Raw genomic sequence first — 24,504 nt, forward strand, 5'->3', positions numbered from 1 at the left:
GAATGGCCGTCTGAAAGTGAAATTGTACTTTCAGACGGCCTTTTTATCAGCAATAGTTGGTTTATGCTTTTAAAAAATGAGCGGTCAAACCGTGCTTGCTATGCTGCTATTTACATCTTCCACTTCAGGCTGAACACGGCATTGCGCGGTTCGCCGTAGAAGTTGCCGTAGTTTTTTGTACGGTTGCTGTTGTTTTCATAGTAGCGTTTGTCAGTCAGGTTGTTGACTGCCAGCCCAAGTTGCAAATTGTCGGTCGGACGGTATTGCAAACCGGCATTCCAAACGGTATAGCCGCCTTGGGGCAGCTTGCTGCCGGTTTTGCTTTGACTGGACAAGCCTATACCGATACTTAACTTACCGTTTGCAAACGGCGGCGTATAGCTGCTGTAAGCGCGGAGAATGTGTTTTGGGGTCCAGTTGGCAAAATCGCCCTCGGTATGGGGATGGTTTTCTGTTTTGCGGATATTGTAGGTATAGCCGGCAAACAGCTTCCAATTTGCGCCGATTGCTCCGGAAATTTCCGCATCTACACCGCGGCTGCGTTCTTTTGCGGGAACGTAGTAGAAAGTCTGCTTCTTGTTGCCGCTGGCCGGAACGTTGACGCGTACGCCGACGTTGGTGTTATCGGTTTGGAACAGGGAAACGGCCGTATTGAGTTTGCCCTGCATCCATTCACCTTTCCAACCCAATTCGTAGTTTTTACCGACTTCGGGTGCGAGATAGCTGTTGTCTGCATTTGTTTTCAGAGTCGGTTTGTAGATGGATGTATAGCTTGCATAGAGGCTTTGCCCCGGCATGAAATCGTAAGTGATGCCGATGTATGGAATGAATTTGTTGTTTTTGACCGAATAGGTTTTTGCATCATTGTCCGGAGCGCCTGCATAACGGGACCAGTTGTAATCGAAGTCGCGTTTCCAATGGGTATAGCGTCCGCCTGCCAACAGATGCAGTTTTTCCGTAGGATTGATGCGGGTACCTGCCGCAAGGGCGTGCGTATAGAAATGGTTGTTGCTGTCCATGATGCTGTATGGTTCGGCAGCCCAGTCAGGTTGGGGGATAGCGGCAGAAAATGGATCGTAGCTGCCGGTTGCCTGCATACGGGTATGGTGCAGGGTATTGCGTTCTTTCGAATAATTATGGGTCAGGAAGATGTCGTGGGTTTGACCCAAGGCTTCAAACTTGCCGCGCAGGTTGTTTTGAATATGCAGGTGTTTGCTGTCGTGCTGATAGCGGAAAGCCTGTTGGTCTTCAATACCGATGGATTGATTGGCTTTCAACCCGCTTTTGTCTGCCATTAAGAAAGCATACCTTTGGTCGGAGTGGCTGTTTCGCCAATCGATTTTGCTGTTCCATTTCCAGTTGTCGTTGAAGTAGTGGTCAAATTCTGCAAAAACACCGTTTTTGATGAACCGCCCATGATTCCAATCTGCACCGAAATAGCTGTTGCGCGGCAGACTGCTTCCGTCTTCCCATAAAGGTAAACCGTTGAGATTAGGGGTGTTTCGCTGGGCGATACGGTACGCGCCGACAGAAACCTTGCTGTTTTCCCCGATGTCTTTTTCCAAAATGCCGTAAAGAAGGCTGTTTTGCCCTTTCACTTTATCCTGAAAGGTTTTGTCATGATCAAAACTGCCGACAATACGCCCGCGGAGTTGGTTTTCTGAGCTTAAAGTGCCCGAGGCATCCAATTCGATATGCCGTTTGCCGAAACGGTCGGCTAAACCATTCATACTGATTTGTTTTTTCACTGTCGGTTTTTTGCGTACGGCATTAATCGTACCTCCGGGCGCGCTGTTGGATTGGGTCAGCCCAGCCGCACCGCGCACAACTTCAATGTGGTCATACATGGCAAGGTCGGTGATGTTGTGCCCGTCTCTGGCAGGGCTGCCAAATATGCCCGGCGCACCAATAGTGGTAGCCATGCCGTCTTCTTCCAATTTTTCAATATAGAATCCGCGGCTTTGGAAATGGGTGCGGTTCCCTTGGCGAACGACATTTACGCCAGTCGTTGTTTTCAACGCATCTGCAAGCGTAGTAATACCTTGATCATTAATTTGGTTTTTTGTAATAACGCTGACGGATTGCGGCGTCTCACGCGGAGTCAATGCCAGTCCTGTGGTAGAACTCATAGCCGAAGTCGTATAGTCATTTCGATTTTCGGTACGCAGGCTGCGGTTTTTGCCGACCACATTGACCTGATTTAATTCCACCTGTTGTACTTCTTCCGCAGCGTTAACGGCTTGGGGCAATGCGGCAAGGCAGAGGGCAAGTGTGCTCAGTTTGAATAGTTTTTTAGAATGATGCATTTGATGAGGTCCTTGATAAAGAAAGATCTGTTTGTTTTTAAATATTGGCGGCAATATCCGTTTAAATTGAGTCGTTGTTTTTTATAAGCCGTTTTGTTTTAAAAATAAATATAAGTCCCCGAATTATTTTATTTGATTCAATTTTGATATTGTCAAACTATCGGGCCAAAAAAAGGTTGCCACCGGAAAGGGAGCCGTTGGCAACGAATGGAGGTGGTAATGCAATGAAAGCTAGATATAAGGGATAGTGCCAAACTAGCCATAAATAACTATATCGAAACTGTAAGAAAAATCAACAGAAAGTTATCTGTTGCTTGCAAAGTTTTTCAAACAGCTTGTCCCAAATCAAATTTTTGAGTAATTGCTTGGTTTGTTGATGTAAATATTGGTATTGGCAGCTCGAGCTGAATTTGTTTCCAGGCCATCTGAAAATTGCCGGGGTTGTTCGGCTATAATGCTGTTTTGGTTTTTTTAAGGCCTTTGCAAAAATACGGTTTGTGTTGTTTTAAGCTGAATGTGTACCGGATTTGTTTGCAAAGGTTTTGGGGTATGAGGAGAAAGAGATGAAGAAGGTTTTGGTGTTGCAACATGGGGATTTGGGTGCGTGCGACTGGTCGGCGTTTGGCGATTTGGTGGCTGCGCCATCAGGGAAGTCGGTGTTGCGTGTGCCGGTTGATGATGATTTTGAACTGACGGACGGGATGCGTGCGGCGTTGATTGCGCAGCAGATAGATGGCGCGGTGTTGCCGGATGTGGCTTTTGCTGATTTGGGGCTGATTGTCAGCGATATGGATTCGACGCTGATTACGATTGAGTGCGTGGATGAGATTGCGGCCGGTGTCGGGCTGAAGGATGAGGTGGCCAAGATTACGGAGCAGTCGATGCGCGGCGAGTTGGACTTTGAGCAGTCTTTGCGCAAGCGTGTGGCTTTGCTGGCCGGCTTGGACGAGCGCGTGTTGGAAGAGGTGTACGAGAATGTGTTGCAGCTGTCGCCGGGCGCGGAATTTTTGTTGGAAGCGTGTAAACGGAATGATGTGAAGTTTATGCTGGTGTCGGGCGGATTTACGTTTTTTACGGAACGCCTGCAACGGCGTTTGGGCTTGGATTTCCATTTTGCGAATGTGTTGGAAGTGGAAAACGGCAAGCTGACAGGCCGTCTGAAAGGGCGGATTATCGATGCGCAGGCTAAGGCGGATTTGTTGCGCGAATACCGTGAGCGTCTGGGTTTGGCTCCGTGGCAGGTGGTGGCGATGGGCGATGGTGCGAACGATATTCCGATGATACGGGAGGCAGGATTCGGCATTGCTTATCGGGCGAAACCGAAAACTGAAGCGAATGCGGATGCGTGTGTGCGCTTTGGTGGTTTGGAGCGGATACGCGGTTGGTTTGCGTAAACTGTTTGAGGTCAGGCCGTCTGAACAATCGGGAAATCGGTTTTCAGACGGCCTGATGTTTTATAAGGCGATAAAACGGTAGCCTTCGGCATCGACTTCGAGAATGGAGGCGTAATTGTCGCGCCAGTCGCCGAGTACGATGCGGGTGTAATCGGCGTTGCGGTGGATGTTTTCGCGGTGGGTATGGCCGTGAATGAGTAGGGGCGTGTGGAAGCGTTGGATGGTTTCGTGGGTAAAGGTTGGATTAACGTCCATGATGTCGGCGGTTTTGTGTTGTTTGTCCTGTTTGCTCTGCCTGCGGATTTTGGCAGCGATGTTCAGCCGGAGTGTGAGCGGCAAAAGCAGGAACAGGCGTTGCAGCCATTTTTGATGGACGGTACGGCGGAATTTTTGATAAGAATGGTCGTCGGTGCAGAGGGTGTCGCCGTGACAGAGCAGGGTGGGCGTGCCGAATAGGTCGATCACGGCGTACTCGGGTAGTAAGGTTATGCCGGTATCGCGGGCGAAGGTTTTGCCGATGAGGAAGTCGCGGTTGCCATGGATAAAATAGCAGGCGATGCCGCGCTCGGTCAGGCTGCGGATGGTTTGTTTGATGGTTTGAACCAAAGAGCTGTTTTCGTCATCGCCAATCCAAAAATCGAAAAGGTCGCCGAGGATGTATACGGCTTGGGCGCGGACGGCTTTTTCTTGGATAAATTTTTGGAAGAGTGCGGTCAGTTGGGGATGGGATTCGCTCAGGTGCAAATCGGCGATGAAGTAAATCGGCATGATGATGTGGGGCGTATGGGAAGGTTTTATTATAACTTGGGTTGTCGCGTTTGGATTTGGGCTTGGTGTTTTTCGTTTGTAATGCGGTGATTTTGTTGTTTTGATTGGGTGTGATAAAGGCCGTCTGAAACATCTTTTCAGACGGCCTTTATGGTTTATTGGGCTTTGCCCTGATAGGTAATTTTTTTCAGCGTTTCTTCTTGGTACAGGTCGGTAATGGGGACACTATAGAAGAATTCGTTGCTGCGGACAAAGCGGTTGACCAAGTCTTTGTCGATATGGAGGACGTGGTGCCGCAGTTTGTTTAGGCCTTTGAATATCATGGTGCTCCAGCGCATATAGCCGTCTGAATTGGGGCGGATGTCGTTCATGGCGTCAAGGGCAAGGAGTTTGCGGTTTTGCTCCTCTTTGTCCAAAGGATGGGAATAGATGCTTTGGAAGTAAAACGGCTGTTCGGCAAGCGGCGGCAGGCTGAAGGAAGAGCCTACTTTGCCGATTGGAAAGTCGTCGCTCAGATAATGGATGGTGTGCAAAAACAGATTGCCGCGGCGGTAATCGATTTTACGCAGGGCTTCGATGGCGGCCAGCGTTGTGTGTTGGTGGTCGGGATGCGTGTCAATATTTGGGGAAGGCGACACGATAATGTCCGGCTGGAATGTTTCTATCAGGTAGCCGAGATTGTCTACCAAGCTGTTCCAGGTTGAGCCGGGCTTGAGTTGTTGCGCCAATGGGGAGGTATTGGCATGGCGGAAAATATCGACGTCGGCCGTATCGATTTTGGTCGATTTAATCTCTTTTTCCGGATTTTGGCGCATGGCGGTCAATGTGCTGTCGAAGTAGCCCAGTTGCAGGATGTTTTCAGACGGCACGCCGGCCAAAAGGGGGACGGTCAGGCTGTTCCAAACGCGCATCCGGCCTTTTTGCAGATATTGGGCCTGAGTGTCGCAGTCGCATTGACCGTAAAGATTGCCATAGTGGAAGCTGCCGCCTTCGCTGGCGGTTAAGGTGCAGATCATTGAATTGGCGGCGTGTTTTTCGTACAAACCGTATGCGCTGAGTTCGGCATCGTCGGCATGGGGCGCGAGGACAAGGATTTTTTTGCCGTCAAGGTTTTCACGCGGATAAACGGAAAGTTCGATTTCTTGATCGGCCAAAGTCAGGTATTTGCCTTCCAAACGGACAGTTTTGTCGCTGTCGGAGAAGGTGTCGCTCAGATTGATATAGCGCACGCCTTTTGCGCCGTATTCGAAATATTGCTTCCATTTGCCTTTGGATGAAATGGTTTCGACAAAAGGCAAGAACAATAGTCCCATCCAGTTGGACTTGATACGGATTTTGGCAATGACGGTATCCTGTCCGCTGACAGTGTCGGGCAAGGTCAGGCTGCCGCCTTTGAGGGTTGCATGTGCGGTAGAGGGAAGGGAGGGATAGTTATAGTCTTGGTGTGTGTTATAGGCAAACTGTTTTTTATGAATAATTGAAGTAATAATAAACAACAAAACAAAAAAAGTCAGTATCAGCCCCGTCAGTATTAGAAACATTGTTGGGTTCCTTTATTGTTGTAACAGTCATGATAGTGCTTGTGGAGCTTATTTGTTTGTTTTTCTTACAAACGGTTGTTTTTTATACTCTAACGTCATTGAAGTGAACGTTTAAAATAAAACAGTTTATAAGTTGATTATATATAAACGACTAAAATACAGAAAGGCCGTCTGAAAAATTTGAAAGAAATTTCAAATTTTTCAGACGGCCTTGATATTTTAAAGGTTAAGCCGGTAAATTATGCTTCTTTTGTTTCAACTGCTTTCTGACGCAGACGTAGGCTTAACTCGCGAAGTTGTTTGTCGTCGACCACATTAGGTGCATTGGTCAGCAGACATTGTGCACGTTGTGTTTTTGGGAAGGCAATCACGTCGCGGATAGATTCGGCACCGGTCATCAGGGTAACCAGACGGTCGAGGCCGAATGCAAGGCCGCCGTGAGGAGGCGCACCGAATTTCAGGTTGTCCAAGAGGAAACCGAATTTCTCTTGTTGCTCTTCAGGGCTGATTTTCAGTGCGGCAAACACTTTCTCTTGTACGTCTGCGCGGTGGATACGGATAGAGCCGCCGCCGATTTCCCAGCCGTTCAATACCATGTCGTAGGCACGGGCCAGGCAGTTTGCAGGGTCGGAAACCATCAGGTCTTCATGACCTTCTTTTGGCGCGGTAAACGGATGGTGTACGGCAACGTAGCGGTCGGCTTCTTCGTCGTATTCGAACATTGGGAAATCGACAACCCATAAAGGTTTCCATTCGTCTACGAAGTAGCCGTTGTCCTTGCCGTGTTCCAAGCCGACTTTAATACGCAATGCGCCGATGGCTTCGTTCACGACTTTGGCTTTGTCCGCGCCGAAGAAGATGATGTCGCCGTTTTGTGCGCCGGTACGCTCGATGATTTCTTTCAGGGCGTTTTCAGACAGGAATTTCACGATTGGAGATTGCAGGCCGCTTTCTTCGCCGTTGGAAAGGTTGCTGACATCGTTTACTTTGATGTATGCCAGACCTTTCGCGCCGTAGATGCCGACAAATTTAGTGTATTCATCGATTTCTTTGCGGCTGAATTTCGCGCCGTTCGGTACGCGCAGAGCGACCACGCGACCGCCTTTCATGTCGGCTGCGCCACGGAAAACTTTGAATTCTTCCGTTTTCATCAGGTCGGTCAACTCGGTAAATTTCAAGTTGATGCGCATGTCCGGTTTGTCAGAGCCGTAGTAGAACATGGCTTCAGAGTAAGGCATGCGTGGGAAATCGCCCAAATCCACGCCCAATGCGTCTTTGAAGACTTGTTTAGCCATGCCTTCGGTGATGTCCATGATTTCATCCTCGTTCAAGAACGAGGTTTCCAAGTCGATTTGAGTAAATTCAGGTTGACGGTCGGCACGCAAGTCTTCGTCACGGAAACATTTGGTAATTTGGTAGTAACGGTCGAAACCGGCCACCATCAGCAATTGTTTGAACAATTGCGGAGATTGCGGCAGCGCGAAGAATTCGCCCGGATGAACGCGGCTCGGTACGAGGTAGTCGCGCGCGCCTTCCGGAGTGGAGCGGGTCAGCATCGGGGTTTCGATGTCGATGAAGCCTTGCGCGTCCAGATAACGGCGAACGCCCATGGCCACTTGATAACGCAGGCGCAGGTTGCGTTGCATGGTAGGACGGCGCAAGTCGATAACGCGGTTGGTCAGACGCACGTTTTCGCTGATGTTTTCATCGTCAATTTGGAACGGAGGCGTAGCAGCGGCGTTCAACACTTCGATTTCTTTGGCAAGGATTTCGATTTTGCCGGAAATCATTTTGTCGTTGGTCGTACCTTCAGGACGGTTGCGTACGCGGCCGGTAATGCTCAAAACATATTCGTTGCGGGAAGAGTCGGCAGCGGCAAATGCTTCCGGAGTGTCAGGGTCAATCACGACTTGAACGATGCCTTCGCGGTCGCGCAGGTCGATAAAAATCACACCGCCGTGGTCGCGTCGGCGGTGTACCCAGCCTTTGACGGTAACGGTTTGGTCTAAGTATTGCTCGCTGATAAGGCCGCAATAGTTGGTACGCATATTATTTCCTTGTTTATATATTGAAGTGTTTAATTTATAAATAAGAAATTGGTAATTATGGTGTCCAACCAATTTCTGTAATTTGAATCACATTTTTAATTTTTTTAAAGCCTACTTCCATTCCTGAGTTTTCGGCTTCGGGATAAGTCTGTGCTACAAACACATGATTCTTATTTTTCCAATTAATATTAATTTCTACTTCATTTCTAGAAGTTTTATATCGACGATTTTTATTTGGAAGAATGTTTGGGGCCTCGCCTAGATTTTGAGTTAGATTGCGATATTCTTGATAAGCTTCATTTATAGATGAGCCATGATAAGTACAATTCCTTTTCCAACCCTCTGTTACATTAATGGGTATGATTTTTTTGCATGAAAGCTCCCCTGATGAAAATGCTAGTGAGCTATATGTAGCTAGAAAAATAATAGATAGTATTTCCCGTTTCATGATTATTCCTGTGAGTAAAATGTGAGGAGATTTATTTACGGATTAGTGCTGTGGTAATGATATTGGCATGGCTGTGTGAGTCATTCTCTTTGCCTTGTGTAACCATGCTTAAAGTATTTCCTAAATATCTTTGAAATTAAATATGCAGGGAGCTATTCCAGTTACCGCGCAGTTCTCCGCTTTATAATAACTACGTTTCCAAAAAATCGCAAAATTACTATTACATTCAATCATATTTAGATACTTCTAGTAAGTTCGCAGTCTGTGTAGGTTGCCAGTCATTATGAATTAGTAAGTGCGAGCTTTGTGGTAATTCCTTAGTGGTTATATTTTTTGGGATAGGCTAAATATTATGATTAATAGATATTTATGCATTATTCTGTTGTTAAGAATTTGATTAATAAGTGCTATAAACTATCAGTTTTTTTATCTTGGATGGTTTTAATTTGTATTTCATCCGGCATCACCATGCCCAGTGAAATTACATATTTCAATGCCTGATCCACGCTCATGTCCAGCTCGCGCACGTCGCTTTTTTTCACCATGATGTAATAGCCGCCGGTCGGGTTGGGCGTGGTTGGGACGTAAACAGAAATATAGTCGTCATCTTGCGGCAGGCTGCCTTTGAGTTTGGCGGGAATATGGCCGGAAACAAAGGCTATCGTCCAAATGCCCGGTTGCGGAAAGGGAACCAGTACGGGGGTTTTGAACGAGCGGCTGCTGTCGGAGAGCAGGGATTCGGAAACTTTTTTAACGCTGGAGTAGATGGATTTGACGACGGGAATGCGTCCTAAAAGGCTGTCCCATGCGCCGAGAATCCGTTTGCCCAATACGTTGGCGGCAAATACGCCGGTAACGAACAAGACGACTGTGGCGGCGACGATGCCCAAGCCGGGAATGTTAAACCCCCAGAAATGCTGGGGCTGCCAGCTTTCCGGTAATAGGTTGATCAGTCTGTCGGCGGCGGAGATGATGTAGCTCATCGCCCAGATGGTTACGGCAATCGGCAACCAAACCAGCACGCCTGTAATCAAGTATTTCTTTAAAGCCTTGGCGATTTTTCCGCTTTCGGCTGCGGCTTCTGTCATCTTTGTTTCATTCCGGCAAGTTTTGCCCAAACTTTGCATTATACGCGTTTGGACGCTAGGAAACGAGTATTTTAAACGAATGGCTTGTTTTGTCTTATTGTTTCAGACGGCCGCCTTGGTTACAAAGGCCGTCTGAAACAATATGGAGTCATTTAGATGCCGTCCCAGTCGTTGAACATCAGGCCGAAGCCGATGCCGTTTTGTTTGTGGTTGTAGTCAATCAGGCTTTCTCCGTAGCCGTGGAAGCCGCGGACAACGCCTTTGAGTTTGCCTTTGATGGGGAAAGTATAGGCCGCTTCAACGGCGCCGCGTCCGCTTTTCGGATTGTAACGCAGGACGGAATAAACATTTTGTTTGTCATTGAAGCGGTATTGGACTTTCAAGTCGCCGTAACCCATGTATTTGTTGATGTCTGGATTGTCATCGTCCTCTCCTTTTTGGTCGAAGGCGCGCATCCAAACTCTAGGGATGACGGTCAGCTTGCCCCATTCCATGCCGGCCATGGCGTAAACCCGGTTCCATGAGCGCGATTCCGGGCGGCTTTGACCGTTGGACTGGTGAACAAAACCTGCGCCGACCATGCGCAGTTTGCCGCCGAAAGGCAGGTCTGCTTTAACGGGTTGGGTAATGAAGATTTCGGGTTCGTAGTCGGTATTGCGGAACGGAGCGGATTTACGGCCTTGGTTGAAGATTTGCCAGTCGGATTTTTGGGTGTAGCCAAACCATACGTCGGCACGGGTTTTGAATAAATCTTCGGCAATCTTGCTTTTGAAGGAAACCTGCATTTTGGTTTCGAGGCGTTTTTGCTCGCTGAATTTTTCCTGCGTGGTTACGCCGCGGCTAGGGGATTCAGGGTAATAGTTGGGGCTGCTGTTGTACCAAACGGGCATGAGGTACATAGGGTTGTGCTCGCGTACGCTCAATAGGCCGCGCGTATCGTTTTTATCCAAATCGTACATCAGGCTTAAAGGCGTGTAGCTGTCGGCAGTTTCGCTTAATACGTCGTCTGAAATATTCGGGTGGGTAGGATTGTCGAATACAATGGCCGCTTCTTTTTTCTCAATGCTCTTGCGCACGCTTTTTTCGAGGTCAACCGGTGTTTTGGCCGTTTCGGTTTGTACTTGCGGCAGTGGGGATTGAGGGGGGAGTTGCGCCGAGTAGATGTTGTCGTAACACGCCAAACGGGTGGCGTTGTCTTGAATGGTGGTGCAGTGTAGGGCGGTATCGGCGGCGGCCAGCGGGGCAGCGGCAATGAATCCGATACTTAGGGAATGTTTCAACATCTTGTTCATGAGAGTTTCCGTTGTTTTTCAGACGGCCTGATGAGGGGGTAAATAGGTTTATTTAGTCGGTTTGGGTTGTGAATACGGCAATGCCCCTGAAAGGCAGGACCTCAGGGGCATCGTATCAGCTCGATTCATCCTGTTTTGATTGTCAGGATTTTCGGCATCTGCGTCAGTATTAAGCCAAAGCTTTTACTTTAGCAGACAGACGGCTTTTGTGACGGGCTGCTTTGTTTTTGTGGAATACGCCTTTGTCAGCGATACGGTCGATGACTTTAACGGATTCTTGGTAAACTGCTTGAGCAGCAGCTTTGTCGCCGGCTTCAACTGCTTTCAACACTTTTTTCACAGCGGTACGGAATGCAGTACGCAGGCTGGCGTTGTGGGCGCGTTGTTTAACCGACTGGCGGGCACGTTTGCGGGCTTGTGCGCTGTTTGCCATATTGAATATCTCCTGAAAAATAAATTCTGTAAACGCGCAATTTTAAAGACAGATTTCCTTGTATGCAAGCTTTTTCTCTATAAACGCGCGCAAATCAGCCGTATTTTGCCCAAAAACGACAGCCGGTGCAACGCTTTTGGTAAAAAGATGGTGTTGCTTTGCCTTATTTCAATAAAAATCAGATGGATATTGCTTTGCGTTTGCTTACGTTTCCATTACAATAGCCTAACTCTGCGCCGGGGTGTTTATGGGGTGCAGGGTTTCTTATTTATTGACATTAACCACTCTTTCATCAGGAATCTGCCCGTATGAAAAAATCTGTGTTAGCCGTATTGGCCGCATTGTCTTTGGCCGCGTGCGGCGGTGGCGAGAAAAAAGCCGAGCAACCTCAAGCAGGCAGCGCGCCTGCTGCCAATGCCGAAGCAGCCGCCACCGATACTCTGAATATCTACAACTGGTCAAACTACGTTGACGAAAGTACAGTCGAAGACTTCAAAAAAGCCAACAATTTGAAGCTGACTTACGATTTGTATGAAAACAACGAAACGCTGGAAGCCAAAATGCTGACCGGCAAATCCGGCTACGACTTGGTTGTGCCAGGTATTGCCTTCCTGCCGCGCCAAATTGAGGCGGGCGCATACCAAAAAATCAATAAGGACCTGATTCCGAACTACAAAAACATCGACCCTGAATTGCTGAAGATGTTGGAAACCGCCGACCCGGGCAATCAATACGCCGTTCCATACTTCTCAGGTGTGAATACGATCGCGATTACGGCGAAGGGCAAGGAGCTTTTGGGCGGAAAATTGCCTGAAAACGGCTGGGATTTGCTGTTCAAACCTGAATACACCAACAAGCTGAAATCTTGCGGCATCGCTTTGTGGGATACCCCGAGTGAAATGTTCCCAATCTTGTTGAACTACTTGGGTAAAGATCCTAAAGGCTCGAATCCTGAAGATTTGAAAGCGGCGGCGGAAGTGTTGAAGTCTATCCGTCCTGATGTAAAACGTTTCAGCCCTTCCATCATTGACGAACTGGCGCGCGGCGATATCTGCTTGGCGGCAGGTAACGGCGGCGACTTGAACTTGGCCAAAGCGCGTTCTGAAGAAGTGAAAAACAATGTCGGCGTCGAAGTGTTGACTCCGAAAGGCATGGGCTTCTGGATTGAATCTTGGCTGATTCCGGCCGATGCGAAAAACATCGCCAATGCCCATAAATACATCAACTACACGCTTGATCCCGAAGTGGCTGCGAAAAACGGTATCGCCGTAACCTTCGCGCCGGCCAGCAAACCTGCACGCGAAAAAATGCCTGCCGAGCTGGTGAACACTCGCTCTATTTTCCCGAACGAGCAAGACATGAAAGACGGTTTCGTGATGCCTCAAATGAGCGCAGATGCGAAAAAACTGTCTGTCAACTTGTGGCAAAAAATTAAAGTCGGTTCAAATTAATTGTGAGCTGATTGTTTGAAGCAAAGCAAAGGCCGTCTGAAATTTTTCAGACGGCCTTTTTGTCCCAATCTTTATCGTTTCAAAGCCAAAGTCAATACGCCTGCGGTTACCAGGCCTAAACCTATCCATTCCTGTGTACTTGGGCGTTCATCTAAGAATACGACGGCCATCAGGGCGACCAAGACCAGGCTGAATTTGTCGACGGGGGCGACTTGCGAGGCGTTGCCCAATTGCAGGGCTTTGAAGTAGGCGAGCCAAGAAGCACCGGTGGCGAGGCCGGATAGGATGAGGAATGTCCAGTTGCGGCCGGTAAAGCCGTTCACACCCTGCCATTTGCCTGTGTAGGTTAAAAACAATACCAAAGCGGCGAGGATGACCAAGGTGCGGATAAAGGTGGCGAAATCTGAATCTATGCCTTGTAAACCCATTTTGGCGAAAATGGCGGTCAATGAGGCGAAGCCTGCCGATGCCAATGCCCAAAACAGCCATGCGTTGCTGCTCATGTTTTATTCCTTTGTTTCAAATTGTTGACAATATGAATCCGCTTGTTGATGAAATATCGAAATTTTCACTGCGGTTTATTCTTGGAAAACGTTATAATAGAACGAATATTCTTTTTCTTCCAGCCGTCTCTTGAGATTGTTTCAGACGGCCTTCCCTCACTCAATAAAGGAAAATCATGAGCTTCAAAACCGATGCTGAAATTGCCCAGTCTTCCACCATGCGCCCGATTGGTGAAATTGCCGCCAAGCTGGGTTTGAACGTTGACAACATCGAGCCCTACGGTCATTACAAAGCCAAAATCAATCCTGCCGAAGCATTCAAGCTGCCGCAAAAACAAGGCCGTCTGATTTTGGTTACCGCCATTAATCCGACTCCTGCGGGTGAGGGTAAAACCACCGTAACCATCGGTTTGGCGGATGCTTTGCGCCATATCGGCAAAGATTCTGTTATCGCCCTGCGCGAGCCTTCTTTGGGTCCGGTGTTTGGTGTTAAAGGCGGTGCAGCAGGCGGCGGCTATGCCCAAGTTTTGCCGATGGAAGACATCAACCTGCACTTTACCGGCGACTTCCACGCCATCGGCGCGGCGAATAACTTGCTCGCCGCCATGCTCGACAACCACATCTATCAAGGCAACGAGTTGAACATCGATCCGAAACGCGTGCTGTGGCGTCGTGTGGTCGATATGAACGACCGTCAGTTGCGCAACATCATCGACGGCATGGGCAAACCTGTTGACGGCGTGATGCGTCCCGACGGTTTCGATATTACCGTTGCGTCCGAAGTGATGGCGGTATTCTGTCTTGCTAAAGACATCAGCGATTTGAAAGAGCGTTTGGGCAACATCCTCGTCGCCTATGCCAAAGACGGCAGCCCTGTTTACGCCAAAGATTTGAAAGCGAATGGCGCGATGGCGGCATTGCTCAAAGATGCGATTAAGCCTAACTTGGTACAAACCATCGAAGGCACGCCTGCCTTTGTACACGGCGGCCCGTTTGCCAACATCGCCCACGGTTGCAACTCCGTTACCGCCACCCGTCTGGCGAAACACCTTGCCGATTATGCGGTAACCGAAGCAGGCTTCGGCGCGGATTTGGGTGCGGAAAAATTCTGTGACATCAAATGCCGTCTGGCGGATTTGAAACCTGATGCGGCTGTTGTCGTGGCTACTGTCCGCGCTTTGAAATACAACGGCGGCGTGGAACGTGTCAATCTCGGCGAAGAAAACCTCGACGCTTTGGCAAAAGGCCTGCCTAATCTGCTGAAACACATTTCCAACCTGAAAAACGTATTCGGCCTGCCTGTGGTGGTTGCTATCAACCGCTTCGTGTCCGACTCCGATGCCGAGTTGGCCATGATTGAAAAAGCCTGCGCGGAACACGGCGTTGAAGTTTCCCTAACTGAAGTATGGGGCAAAGGCGGCGCGGGTGGTGCAGACTTGGCGCACAAAGTCGTTAACGCCATCGAAAATCAACCGAATAACTTCAATTTTGCCTACGATGTTGAGTTGAGCATTAAAGACAAAATCCGTGCGATTGCCCAAAAAGTGTACGGCGCGGAAGACGTCGATTTCAGCGCGGAAGCGTCTGCCGAAATCGCTTCACTGGAAAAACTGGGCTTGGACAAAATGCCGATCTGCATGGCGAAAACCCAATACTCTTTGAGCGACAACGCCAAACTGTTGGGCTGCCCCGAAGGCTTCCGCATTACCGTGCGCGGTATTACTGTTTCCGCAGGCGCAGGCTTCATCGTTGCGTTGTGCGGCAATATGATGAAAATGCCGGGTCTGCCGAAAGTTCCGGCCGCCGAGAAAATCGATGTGGACGCAGACGGCGTGATTCACGGCTTGTTCTGATTTAGATTGATCTTGAAATAGACAAAGGCCGTCTGAAACTTGGGTTTCAGACGGCCTTTTATGATTTAAGTGAATTTTAACTGACTTTTTAAGAAATTGAAGAACTTGTCTATCATGTCGAACATGGTATTGCGGTCTTCGCCAAACAATGAAATGCTGCGGTCTTTGCTGATTCTGTCATAGGCGGCAAAAATGGTTTTCAGCTCTTCGGTGGTCAAGCGCAGTTGCTTTTCATACAAGATGCGGCTTAAGAGCGTTACTTCCGTCGCGTTCAAATCAGGGAAGAGATGACTGATCCACAACTCCATGGTGTATTGGACGGATCTGTTGATTTTATCTCTTTTTTTGCTTTCTTGAGTTTGGTGTATCCTGTAAAACAACAAAGGTTCGGGCAGGTTGGCAAAGGTTTTGCCATGTAGGGCGCATTGCACCCACATATGGAAATCGGGTGCGGTTTCCGTTGCGGTGTAGTTTATTCCGAGGTTTTTAATGCTGTCGTGCCGCCACATGGTGGTGGGGTTGAACATATTTTGAGCGGCCCTGGAGAAAAAGGCTTTAATATCTTTGTCGAGCAGGGGCAGATCGCTTAAAACGGGTTCTCTTCCGGTTTGGTCGTCGAAAAAGATGGTGGCTTGGCTGCCGACAATATCGATTTCGGGATGGCTGTCTAAAAACTGAATTTGTTTTTCAAAACGATCCAGGGTGCAAATATCGTCCGCGTCCATCCGCGCCACGTATTCAACCTCTACATCTTTGAGCATATCCATGGCAAATTGGCAGACAAACGGCTCGCCCCTGTTTTCCGGAAGGTGGAAAACCTGCAAACGTGAATCTCTGGCTGCGTAAGCCTCGAGGATTTCGCCGGTTTTGTCTTTTGAGGCATCGTTGACGGCGATGACGAAAAAGTCGCGGAATGTTTGATTCAATACCGAATCCAAGCATTCGGGCAAATAAGCTTCGGCACAATAGGCCGGCAAAATAACGGCGAGTTTCATGTTTGCTTTCGATGTGTTTTGATGGGTAGTCGGCGGGGGGATTTTACTATAAGTTTCCAAAAGCCAAGGCCGTCTGAAACCTTATTGCCAAGTTTTCAGACGGCCTTAGTATCAATCCGATGTACAGATTATTTGATGATTTGGTTCAATTCGCCTTTGGCGTATTTGGTTGCCATTTTTTCCAAAGAAATCGGTTTGATTTTGTCGGCTTGGCCTTCGCAACCGAATGCGAGGTAGCGGTCAAGACAGATTTGTTTCATGGCTTCGACGGTTTTGCTCAAGTATTTGCGCGGGTCGAATTCGGACGGATTTTCTGCCATGAAGCGACGGATGGCGCCGGTAGAGGCGAGGCGCAAGTCGGTGTCGATGTTGACTTTGCGCACGCCGTGTTTGATGCCTTCGACGATTTCTTCTACGGGTACGCCGTAGGTTTCACCGATTTTGCCGCCGTATTCGTTGATGACTTTCAGCCATTCTTGCGGAACGGAGCTGGAGCCGTGCATCACGATGTGGGTGTTGGGCAGGGCTTGGTGGATTTCTTTGATGCGGTCGATACGCAATACGTCGCCTGTGGGCGGACGAGTGAATTTGTATGCGCCGTGGCTGGTGCCGACGGCGATAGCCAATGCGTCAACGCCGGTATCTTTAACGAAACGTACGGCATCTTCAACGCTGGTCAGCATTTGGTCGTGGGAAAGTTTGCCCACTGCGCCTACGCCGTCTTCTTCGCCGGCTTCGCCGGTTTCGAGGTTGCCCAATACGCCGATTTCGCCTTCAACGGACACGCCGCAGGCGTGGGAGAAGTTAACCACGGTACGGGTGGCGTTGACGTTGTATTCGTAGGTGGACGGAGTTTTGCCGTCTTCGAGCAGCGAGCCGTCCATCATCACGGAGGAGAAACCCAGTTGGATAGAGCGTTGGCATACATCGGGCGATGCACCGTGGTCTTGGTGCATCACGACGGGGATGTGTGGGAATTCTTCGACTGCGGCCAAAATCAGATGGCGTAGGAATGGGGCACCTGCGTATTTGCGTGCGCCTGCGGATGCTTGAACGATAACGGGGGCGTTGACTTGGTCGGCCGCCTCCATAATGGCGCGCATTTGTTCGAGGTTGTTAACGTTGAATGCGGGCAGACCGTAGCTGTTTTCGGCGGCATGGTCCAACAGTTGGCGCATGGATACGAGTGCCATGAGAAGCTCCTGAAGTAGTGAAGGGTAAATTTATCCGATAAATTATAATGTTTTTTGCCATGAAAAACTACAAGCTGCTACATTGTTTTTATATATTAACGAACAGGGTCTCGGTTTATAATGGCAGAGTATTGAAAACGGGTGTGCAAAATGGATAGGATTTCGGTGACCGAGTGTGATAAGCCTTTGTTTCAGACGGCCTTGACGGTTCAGGTGGGCGATGTGAACTATGGCGGTCATCTGGCGAACGATGCAGTGTTGCGTTTGTGCCATGAAGTGCGGATGCGTTGGCTGGCGACGCTGGGTTGGAGTGAAATGGATGCCGGCGGGGCTGGCCTGATTATGGCGGATGCGGCGGTACAGTATTTGGCGCAAGGTCATCATGGCGATGAGCTATCGGTGGAAATGGGGGCGGCAGGCGTGGCCGGTGTGGGTTTTTCTTTGCTGTACCGTATCCGCAGGATTTCAGACGGCCTTGTGTTGGCGAAAGTGCAGACAGGCATGGTGTGTTTCGACTATGGCAAACAACGTGTCTGCCGTCTGCCTTCGGCCTTGAAAGCAGCATTGGAGGCCGTCTGAAATGGCGGAATCAAATCATTTTGCGCTTCATCTTGAACGCTATCTGAAAACCTTGTCGCAACAAGGCAAGTCGCAGCATACCGTTTCCGCTTATCGGCGCGATTTGAGTGAATTGATGCGTCTGTTGCCCGATAATCTGAAAAACGGCCTGCCGACGCGCCGTGATTTTGTGGCGGCATTGAAAAAACTGTCGCAAAAGGGTTTAAGCGAAAGCAGCTTGGCGCGGAAATTGTCGGCGTGGCGGCAGTATTGCAGTTGGCTGGTGCAGATAGAAGTCATGGAAAGCGATCCGACATTTAATATGAAAGCACCGCGCCTGCCTGAACGCCTGCCTAAAGCACTGCCGCAAGAACCTTTAAACCATATTCTTGACCATGCGCCTGTTGATGACGAATTGGACGTGCGCGATAAGGCCATATTTGAATTGATGTATGGCAGCGGTTTGCGCCTGAGCGAGATACAAGGGTTGAATCTGGACAGTATCGTCTTGGACGAAGGCTGGGTCAGCGTGAAGGGTAAAGGCGGCAAGCAGCGGCAAGTGCCTTTGGTGGGCAAAAGCATTGCGGCATTGCGCGATTATTTGGCAGTGCGTATTGCCAAAGAGGGTGAGCAGGCCTTGTTCACCAATAAGAACGGCGGTAGGCTGGGGCAACGTCAAATCCAAAAACGCCTGCAGGCGTGGGCGGTGCGCGTGGGCAGCGCCAGCCATATCTCGCCGCACATGATGCGCCACAGCTATGCAACCCATCTTTTGCAGGCATCGGGCGATATCCGCGCCGTACAGGAATTGTTGGGCCACAGCAACCTTTCCGCTACGCAAGTTTATACAAAGCTGGATTTCGACCATTTGGCGCGCGTTTATGATGAGGCGCACCCAAGGGCGAAACGGAAAAAATGATTTTGTTTGAATCAGGCCGTCTGAAGAGCGTTTTCAGACGGCCTGATGTTTTATGGATAAAAATACAGATGATTTGAAACCATTTGAATTTTTATCGGTCTGATGAGGTTCAATATCGGCCTGATGTGCGGATGGCATAAAGATTGTAAGAGACGATGGCTTTTTTAATACCGTTTATCTTTTCAGATGGCCGCTTGTTTGATAATATTAGTAATGAGAGCTAATATCATATTATGATATACAGCCTTTAAAACAGCAGGTCTATAAACTTTCTCTATAAGCATTAATGCTTATTTTGACTGTAAAACGACTTGCAAACGGGAATTGTTGCTATTAACATAACGGAATTATGGATAAAAAACGAATTTTAACTCCAGCCGTCGTGACTTCCGTTGCGTTGATTCACGTCGGTTTGGTTGCACTTTTATGGCACGCGCACAAACCGCCTCCTGTAGAAATGGCGAATATTGAATTTGTCGATTTGGGCGATTTCGGCGGTGGCGACGGCAGCCCTGAGGGCGAAGGCGCACCTGCCGCACCCGAGCCTACCCCAGAACAACCGAAACCCAAGCCGAAACCCAAGCCTAAGCCTGTCGAGCCGCCCAAACCTGTTATCAAACCTGTGGTAACGAAAAAAGAAAAAGCGGATATCGTACAGCAAAAGGAAAAACCGAAACCTATCGAGAAACCTAAGCCCGAGCCTAAGCCGGAACCCAAACCTGAGCCTAAGCCCGAGCCAAAACCTGAACCAAAACCAGAGCCGAAGGCAGAACCTAAACCATCTCCCAAAGCATCTGAATACTCAGGCAACAAAACCGGGCCGAATACTGCTGAAAACGGTAAAGGCAGCGGCGAAGGCAAAGCCTTGAACGGAGAAGGTAAAGGTAACGGCGGCGGTACGAAAGGTACAGGCAGCGGACGCGGCGAAGGCAGCGGCTCCGGCAGCGGCGGTGCGAAAGGCGAACATGGCTCCGGTACCGGTGGCGGAGGTGGTGGCAGCGGTACAGGTGCCGGCAGCAGTAAAGGCAATCCGGCAAAAGGAACCTGCCATATTCCAAGACCTCCGTATCCTTCACTATCCACTGAAAATGGTGAAGAGGGCTTGGTTGTTTTGAAAGTCTTGGTTGGTCCCGGCGGTAAAGTGGATTCAATCAGTGTGAATAAATCAAGTGGTTATAGTCGTCTGGATAATGCAGCGCGTAAAGCTGTTAAAGATGGTAGCTGTAATGCAAGCGTTTGGACTGAATTTAAAGTACCTGTCAAATTCACGCTCGAATAAGTATCTAGGCCTAAGCTGATTGATTAGAAAATATATGCTGTTGGGAAATAATTTTAAATGACCCGATAGAAATTTTAATTTTATTTTTAACTTGGAAAAATTATGGATTTAAGTTTAGTTTTCAAATCAGGTGATGTGGTACTGATTGGTGTATTTGTCCTGATGTTGTTGATGAGTGTGGTGACTTGGAGCGTCATTGTGATTCGCTGCATCAAATACCGCAAAGCGAAAAAAGGCAATGCACAGGTAAAAGAGTTGATGCTGAATGCGTTTACGCTGGCTGATGCTGTACAAAAAGCCAAAGCGGTAGAAGCACCGATGAGCCGTGTTGCAGATGAATCTCTGCGCGCGTACCAAAATTACCGTCAAACGACGAGCAAATCGCTGATTGACGAATTGCCTTTGAACGAATACTTGGTCGTTCACATCCGTAACAGTTTGACCCAAACCATGCGCCAGTTCGACTACGGTATGACCGCTTTGGCCTCTATCGGTGCAACCGCTCCGTTTATCGGCCTGTTGGGTACGGTTTGGGGTATTTACCATGCCCTGATCGGCATCAGCGAAAGCGGCCAAATGAGCATTGCTGCGGTAGCCGGTCCGATTGGCGAAGCTTTGGTATCGACTGCTGTCGGCCTGTTTGTGGCGATTCCGGCCGTATTGGCGTACAACTTCCTCAATCGCGGTACAAAAACCATCGCGCAAGATATGGATGCATTTGCACATGACCTGCATGTCCGCCTTCTGAACCAAAAGGATTAAATCATGGCTTTCGGATCAATGAATTCCGGCGATGATGCGCCGATGTCGGATATCAACGTTACGCCTTTGGTGGACGTGATGCTGGTGTTGCTGATTGTATTTATGATTACTATGCCGGTGCTGACCCACTCGATTCCTTTGGAGTTGCCGACTGCTTCGGAAAAAGCGGCAAAAGAGGATAAGCAGCAGCCTAAAGATCCTTTGCGTTTGAGTATTGATGCCAGTGGTGCTTATGTCGTTGGCGGTGATTCGGATACCAAAGTAGATTTGGCAACGGTAACCGCCAAGCTGAAAGAAGCCAAAGCGAAAAACGAAGATGTGATTGTGGCGATTGCGGCGGATAAAGCGGTTGAATACGATTATGTCAACCAAGCCCTGCAAGCGGCGCGCGAAGCCGGTATCAGCAAAATCGGTTTTGTAACGGAAACCAAAGCGCAATAATCTTTTGAATACAGTAAAGGCCGTCTGAAATTTGAGTAAAGTTTCAGACGGCCTTTTGTTGTATTTGGTAACTATATGTCCAGGCTGTATAATTAGCGGATTAAATTGAATAATGACAATACAGGAACCACTATGACAGAAACCATTGAGCGCGACAGTATGCAATACGATGTCGTGATTGTCGGCGCAGGCCCGTCGGGCTTGTCCGCCGCCATCAAACTCAAGCAGCTTGCCGAAAAGAATGGACGTGAAATCAGCGTTTGCGTGGTGGAGAAGGGTTCGGAGGCCGGTGCGCACTCGCTTGCCGGTGCCATTATCGATCCGATTTCTTTGAATGAGCTGATTCCTGATTGGAAAGAAAAAGGCGCGCCGCTGACGCGTACAGTGACGAAGGACAGGGTTGTGTTCCTGACCGAGAAAAAAGCCTTCAACTTGCCGGTTACCCCGAATTTCGACAACCATGCGAACTATATTGCCAGCTTGGGCGAAGTCGTGCGCTGGCTGGCGGAACAGGCGGAAAATTTGGGTGTGGAAATTTATCCGGGTTTTGCCGCCGCCGAAGTGCTGTATCACGAAGACGGTTCGGTCAAAGGCATTGCGACCGGTAATATGGGTGTGGGCAAAGACGGCGAACCGACCGATGCATTCCAGCCAGGCATGGAGCTTTGGGCGCAGCAAACCATATTTGCCGAAGGCTGTCGCGGCTCGCTTTCCAAGCAAGTCATTGAACAATTTAAGCTCGACCAAAACAGCGAACCGCAAACTTACGGCTTGGGCATTAAAGAAATTTGGGAAGTGCCGTCTGAAAAACATCAGCCCGGTTTGGTTATGCACAGCGCAGGCTGGCCGTTGGACAGCAAAACCTACGGTGGCTCGTTTATTTATCACTTTGACGAAAACAAAGTCGCTGTCGGCTTTGTGGTCGGCTTGGATTATCAAAACCCTTATCTGTCGCCGTTTGAAGAGTTCCAACGTTTCAAAACCCATCCTGAAATCCGCAAAACCTTCGAAGGCGGCCGCCGTATCGCTTATGGTGCGCGTTCGCTGATTGAAGGCGGTTTGCAAAGCCTGCCGAAACTCTCGTTTAAAGGCGGCGTTTTGGTCGGCGATGCGGCCGGTTTCCTGAATATGCCGCGCATCAAAGGCATTCATACGGCCATGAAATCCGCCATGCTTGCCGCAGAAGCCGTGTTCCCCTTGTTGGAAAATCTCGAAGAAGTGGAAAGCTTTGACAGTGGCAAAGAGGCTGCCGATTATCAGCAACGCTTTGAACAAAGCTGGCTGTATCAAGAGCTTTACGCTGCGCGCAATGTCCGTCCGTCATTCAAATGGGGCGTTTACCTCGGCTCAATCTATACAGGTATCGACCAAATGATTTTCAGAGGCAAAGCCCCTTGGACTTTGAAACATCACGGCAAAGACAACGAGCAGCTCAAAAAAGCAGCCGAATGCAAGCCGATTGATTATCCGAAGCCCGACGGCGTTTTGACCTTCGACCGTTTGAGCAGCGTTTTCCTTGCCAACCTTGCGCACGAAGAAAACCAGCCCGACCATTTGGTGCTGAAAAATCCTCAGGTCATGATAGACGTAAACTACAAAGAATATGCCTCGCCCGAAACCCGCTATTGTCCGGCCGGCGTATATGAAATCGTCGAAGAAAACGGCAGCCCGCGTCTGCAAATCAATGCCGCCAACTGCGTACACTGCAAAACGTGCGACATCAAAGACCCGACGCAAAACATCACTTGGATTTGTCCCGAAGGCGCAAGCGGGCCGAATTACGGCGGAATGTAATTTACTGTTTTGAAGTCAAAACCTAAAGGCCGTCTGAAAAATTTCAGACTGCCTCTATCCTATTATTTCATCAATGGACGCATTATGAACACACGCATTTGGCAGGCAGGCCGATTTGAAATCGCCTTGGACAAACCGAAAATCATGGGCATCGTCAATCTGACCCCCGATTCACTTTCCGATGGCGGCACCTATTCGCAAAATGTCTCAATAGCATTGGCACATGCCGAGCAGCTGCTGAAAGACGGCGCGGATATTCTCGATATCGGCGGCGAATCTACCCGCCCGGGTGCGGATGATGTTTCTCTCGAAGAAGAATGGGCCAGAGTGCAGCCGGTTTTGGCGGAAGTGGCCAAGTGGAATGTTCCCGTCAGCTTGGACACGCGCCACACGGCAACCATGGAAAAAGCCTTGGCGCAAGGCGGCGTCGATATTATCAACGATGTTGCCGCATTGAGTGATGAAGGCGCAGTCGCATTATTGGCTCAACAGCCGACGACAGGCGTGTGTCTCATGCACATGCAGGGTTTGCCCAAAACCATGCAGCTTAATCCGCAATATCAAGATGTCGTCGAAGAAATCACGCGTTATTTAAAAGCACGCGCGGCAGAATGCGTTCAAGCAGGCATTGACCCTGAACGCATCACGCTCGACCCCGGCTTCGGTTTCGGCAAAAACCTGCAACACAACATTACCCTGATACAACATTTGCCTGAGTTGATGGAAGCAACCGGATTCCCCCTTCTGATCGGCATATCGCGCAAAAGCATGATTGGCGAGCTGACAGGCGAACAAGATGCCGCCAAACGCGTACACGGCAGCGTCGCAGCCGCTTTGGCCACAGTGGCTAGAGGTGCGCAAATCATCCGTGTTCACGATGTCAAAGCAACGGCTGACGCTTTGAAAGTTTGGGAAGAATTGGGCGTATCGGCATAATGCCCGAATAGAAAACCAACAGGCCGTCTGAAACATTTGCCCGGCATCTTGAACAAGCAACAAGTTATGCTATAATCCGCTTCTACTCTTGACGGGTCTGTAGCTCAGGGGTTAGAGCAGGGGACTCATAATCCCTTGGTCGTGGGTTCGAAACCCACCGGACCCACCAAATATTAAAAATGCCCGAAGCTTTTGGCTTCGGGTATTTTTGTATTTATTGGTTTGCGAAAGATTGGAATATAATGTCGGCAATAACAATTTGGTTATGTCGTCCAATATGTTTTTTAGGGAAAATCCTTTTTAAAAAAGAAGGAGTAGTTTGGTGGAGTTATTTCCTTATTTTCAGTTTTTTTTAGCATTTTTGTATTTTATTGCAGTTATCATTAATCTAGTAATGCTATATAAAATATTAAAATCAGAAGGGATGGATATAGGGTTTTTTGAATATCTATTTACTCATAGAAGTATGCAATTAAAATTTTTCAAGATACTGTTTGGAATA

General features: G+C 48.9%; 21 protein-coding genes and 1 tRNA gene. 11 read left to right on the top strand and 11 right to left on the bottom strand.

All coding sequences use genetic code 11. The annotated features are described in order from the left end of the window. Nucleotides 1–110: 110 nt before the first annotated feature. Nucleotides 111–2,306: a TonB-dependent siderophore receptor gene (locus ACTHUG_RS02035; protein ID WP_440386053.1), complete on the bottom strand. Its 2,196-nt coding sequence runs from the start codon at nucleotides 2,304–2,306 to the stop codon at nucleotides 111–113. Between the two features lie 563 nt (nucleotides 2,307–2,869). Here ACTHUG_RS02035 and serB point away from each other — a divergent pair. Then, entirely contained in the window at nucleotides 2,870–3,700 is an 831-nt protein-coding gene (gene serB / locus ACTHUG_RS02040; RefSeq protein ID WP_440386054.1) for a phosphoserine phosphatase SerB, read from the top strand. 60 nt (nucleotides 3,701–3,760) lie between these two features. Here the strand turns inward: serB and lpxH are convergent, their stop codons facing one another. From lpxH to rpsT, 7 genes are all read right to left on the bottom strand, one after another. Further along, entirely contained in the window at nucleotides 3,761–4,471 is a 711-nt protein-coding gene (gene lpxH / locus ACTHUG_RS02045) for a UDP-2,3-diacylglucosamine diphosphatase (protein ID WP_440386155.1), read from the bottom strand. 152 nt (nucleotides 4,472–4,623) lie between these two features. After that, entirely contained in the window at nucleotides 4,624–6,009 is a 1,386-nt protein-coding gene (locus ACTHUG_RS02050; RefSeq protein WP_440386055.1) for a PIG-L deacetylase family protein, read from the bottom strand. A gap of 239 nt (nucleotides 6,010–6,248) precedes the next feature. Then, complete coding sequence (gene aspS, locus ACTHUG_RS02055; RefSeq protein WP_440386056.1) at nucleotides 6,249–8,057, bottom strand: aspartate--tRNA ligase; 1,809 nt, start codon at nucleotides 8,055–8,057, stop codon at nucleotides 6,249–6,251. Nucleotides 8,058–8,112: 55 nt separating this feature from the next. Further along, nucleotides 8,113–8,505 carry a hypothetical protein gene (locus tag ACTHUG_RS02060; protein WP_296116536.1) on the bottom strand — a complete coding sequence of 131 codons (393 nt, stop codon included), beginning with the start codon at nucleotides 8,503–8,505 and terminating at the stop codon, nucleotides 8,113–8,115. Nucleotides 8,506–8,912: 407 nt separating this feature from the next. Further along, nucleotides 8,913–9,593, bottom strand: coding sequence for a DUF502 domain-containing protein (locus ACTHUG_RS02065; protein ID WP_440386057.1), 681 nt, complete (start codon nucleotides 9,591–9,593; stop codon nucleotides 8,913–8,915). Nucleotides 9,594–9,745: 152 nt separating this feature from the next. Beyond that, nucleotides 9,746–10,885: a phospholipase A gene (locus tag ACTHUG_RS02070; protein ID WP_440386058.1), complete on the bottom strand. Its 1,140-nt coding sequence runs from the start codon at nucleotides 10,883–10,885 to the stop codon at nucleotides 9,746–9,748. A gap of 169 nt (nucleotides 10,886–11,054) precedes the next feature. Next, nucleotides 11,055–11,318, bottom strand: coding sequence for a 30S ribosomal protein S20 (gene rpsT, locus ACTHUG_RS02075; RefSeq protein WP_002212556.1), 264 nt, complete (start codon nucleotides 11,316–11,318; stop codon nucleotides 11,055–11,057). A 308-nt stretch (nucleotides 11,319–11,626) separates the two neighbouring features. On the opposite strand from rpsT, the gene ACTHUG_RS02080 reads away from it, so the two are divergent. Continuing rightward, a complete protein-coding gene (locus ACTHUG_RS02080; protein ID WP_070585088.1) occupies nucleotides 11,627–12,769 on the top strand; it encodes an extracellular solute-binding protein in 1,143 nt (380 codons plus the stop codon). A 71-nt stretch (nucleotides 12,770–12,840) separates the two neighbouring features. On the opposite strand, the gene ACTHUG_RS02085 is transcribed toward ACTHUG_RS02080, so the two are convergent. Beyond that, entirely contained in the window at nucleotides 12,841–13,272 is a 432-nt protein-coding gene (locus tag ACTHUG_RS02085; RefSeq protein ID WP_003680126.1) for an EamA family transporter, read from the bottom strand. 176 nt (nucleotides 13,273–13,448) lie between these two features. On the opposite strand from ACTHUG_RS02085, the gene ACTHUG_RS02090 reads away from it, so the two are divergent. Next, nucleotides 13,449–15,125: a formate--tetrahydrofolate ligase gene (locus ACTHUG_RS02090; protein ID WP_440386059.1), complete on the top strand. Its 1,677-nt coding sequence runs from the start codon at nucleotides 13,449–13,451 to the stop codon at nucleotides 15,123–15,125. Nucleotides 15,126–15,190: 65 nt separating this feature from the next. Here ACTHUG_RS02090 and ACTHUG_RS02095 read toward each other — a convergent pair whose 3' ends face one another. Together ACTHUG_RS02095 and fba are read right to left on the bottom strand one after the other, a co-directional pair. Further along, entirely contained in the window at nucleotides 15,191–16,180 is a 990-nt protein-coding gene (locus ACTHUG_RS02095) for a glycosyltransferase family 2 protein (RefSeq protein WP_440386060.1), read from the bottom strand. A 68-nt stretch (nucleotides 16,181–16,248) separates the two neighbouring features. Next, nucleotides 16,249–17,313, bottom strand: coding sequence for a class II fructose-bisphosphate aldolase (fba, locus tag ACTHUG_RS02100; RefSeq protein WP_003748401.1), 1,065 nt, complete (start codon nucleotides 17,311–17,313; stop codon nucleotides 16,249–16,251). Nucleotides 17,314–17,463: 150 nt separating this feature from the next. Between fba and ACTHUG_RS02105 the strand changes: the two genes are divergently transcribed. The 8 genes from ACTHUG_RS02105 to ACTHUG_RS02140 all read left to right on the top strand — a co-directional run bounded on the left by ACTHUG_RS02105 (nucleotide 17,464) and on the right by ACTHUG_RS02140 (nucleotide 24,171). Next, complete coding sequence (locus ACTHUG_RS02105; protein WP_440386061.1) at nucleotides 17,464–17,892, top strand: acyl-CoA thioesterase; 429 nt, start codon at nucleotides 17,464–17,466, stop codon at nucleotides 17,890–17,892. 1 nt (nucleotide 17,893) lies between these two features. After that, nucleotides 17,894–18,790 (top strand): tyrosine recombinase XerC, encoded by an 897-nt coding sequence (locus ACTHUG_RS02110; protein ID WP_440386062.1) that lies wholly within the window; start codon nucleotides 17,894–17,896, stop codon nucleotides 18,788–18,790. A gap of 349 nt (nucleotides 18,791–19,139) precedes the next feature. After that, nucleotides 19,140–20,069, top strand: a complete 930-nt coding sequence (locus tag ACTHUG_RS02115) for an energy transducer TonB (protein WP_440386063.1) — start codon at nucleotides 19,140–19,142, stop codon at nucleotides 20,067–20,069. Between the two features lie 102 nt (nucleotides 20,070–20,171). Next, on the top strand, nucleotides 20,172–20,831 hold the full coding sequence (locus tag ACTHUG_RS02120; RefSeq protein WP_003686817.1) for a MotA/TolQ/ExbB proton channel family protein: 660 nt from the start codon (nucleotides 20,172–20,174) through the stop codon (nucleotides 20,829–20,831). 3 nt (nucleotides 20,832–20,834) lie between these two features. Continuing rightward, entirely contained in the window at nucleotides 20,835–21,272 is a 438-nt protein-coding gene (locus tag ACTHUG_RS02125; protein WP_003686804.1) for an ExbD/TolR family protein, read from the top strand. A gap of 132 nt (nucleotides 21,273–21,404) precedes the next feature. After that, on the top strand, nucleotides 21,405–23,066 hold the full coding sequence (locus ACTHUG_RS02130; RefSeq protein ID WP_440386064.1) for an electron transfer flavoprotein-ubiquinone oxidoreductase: 1,662 nt from the start codon (nucleotides 21,405–21,407) through the stop codon (nucleotides 23,064–23,066). A gap of 84 nt (nucleotides 23,067–23,150) precedes the next feature. Next, on the top strand, nucleotides 23,151–24,002 hold the full coding sequence (gene folP, locus ACTHUG_RS02135; protein ID WP_440386065.1) for a dihydropteroate synthase: 852 nt from the start codon (nucleotides 23,151–23,153) through the stop codon (nucleotides 24,000–24,002). Nucleotides 24,003–24,095: 93 nt separating this feature from the next. Further along, a tRNA-Ile gene (locus ACTHUG_RS02140) sits at nucleotides 24,096–24,171 on the top strand. The last annotated feature ends 333 nt before the right edge of the window (nucleotides 24,172–24,504 follow it).

It is taken from the genome of Neisseria sp. P0022.S009 (assembly GCF_051956675.1).
Classification (GTDB): domain Bacteria; phylum Pseudomonadota; class Gammaproteobacteria; order Burkholderiales; family Neisseriaceae; genus Neisseria.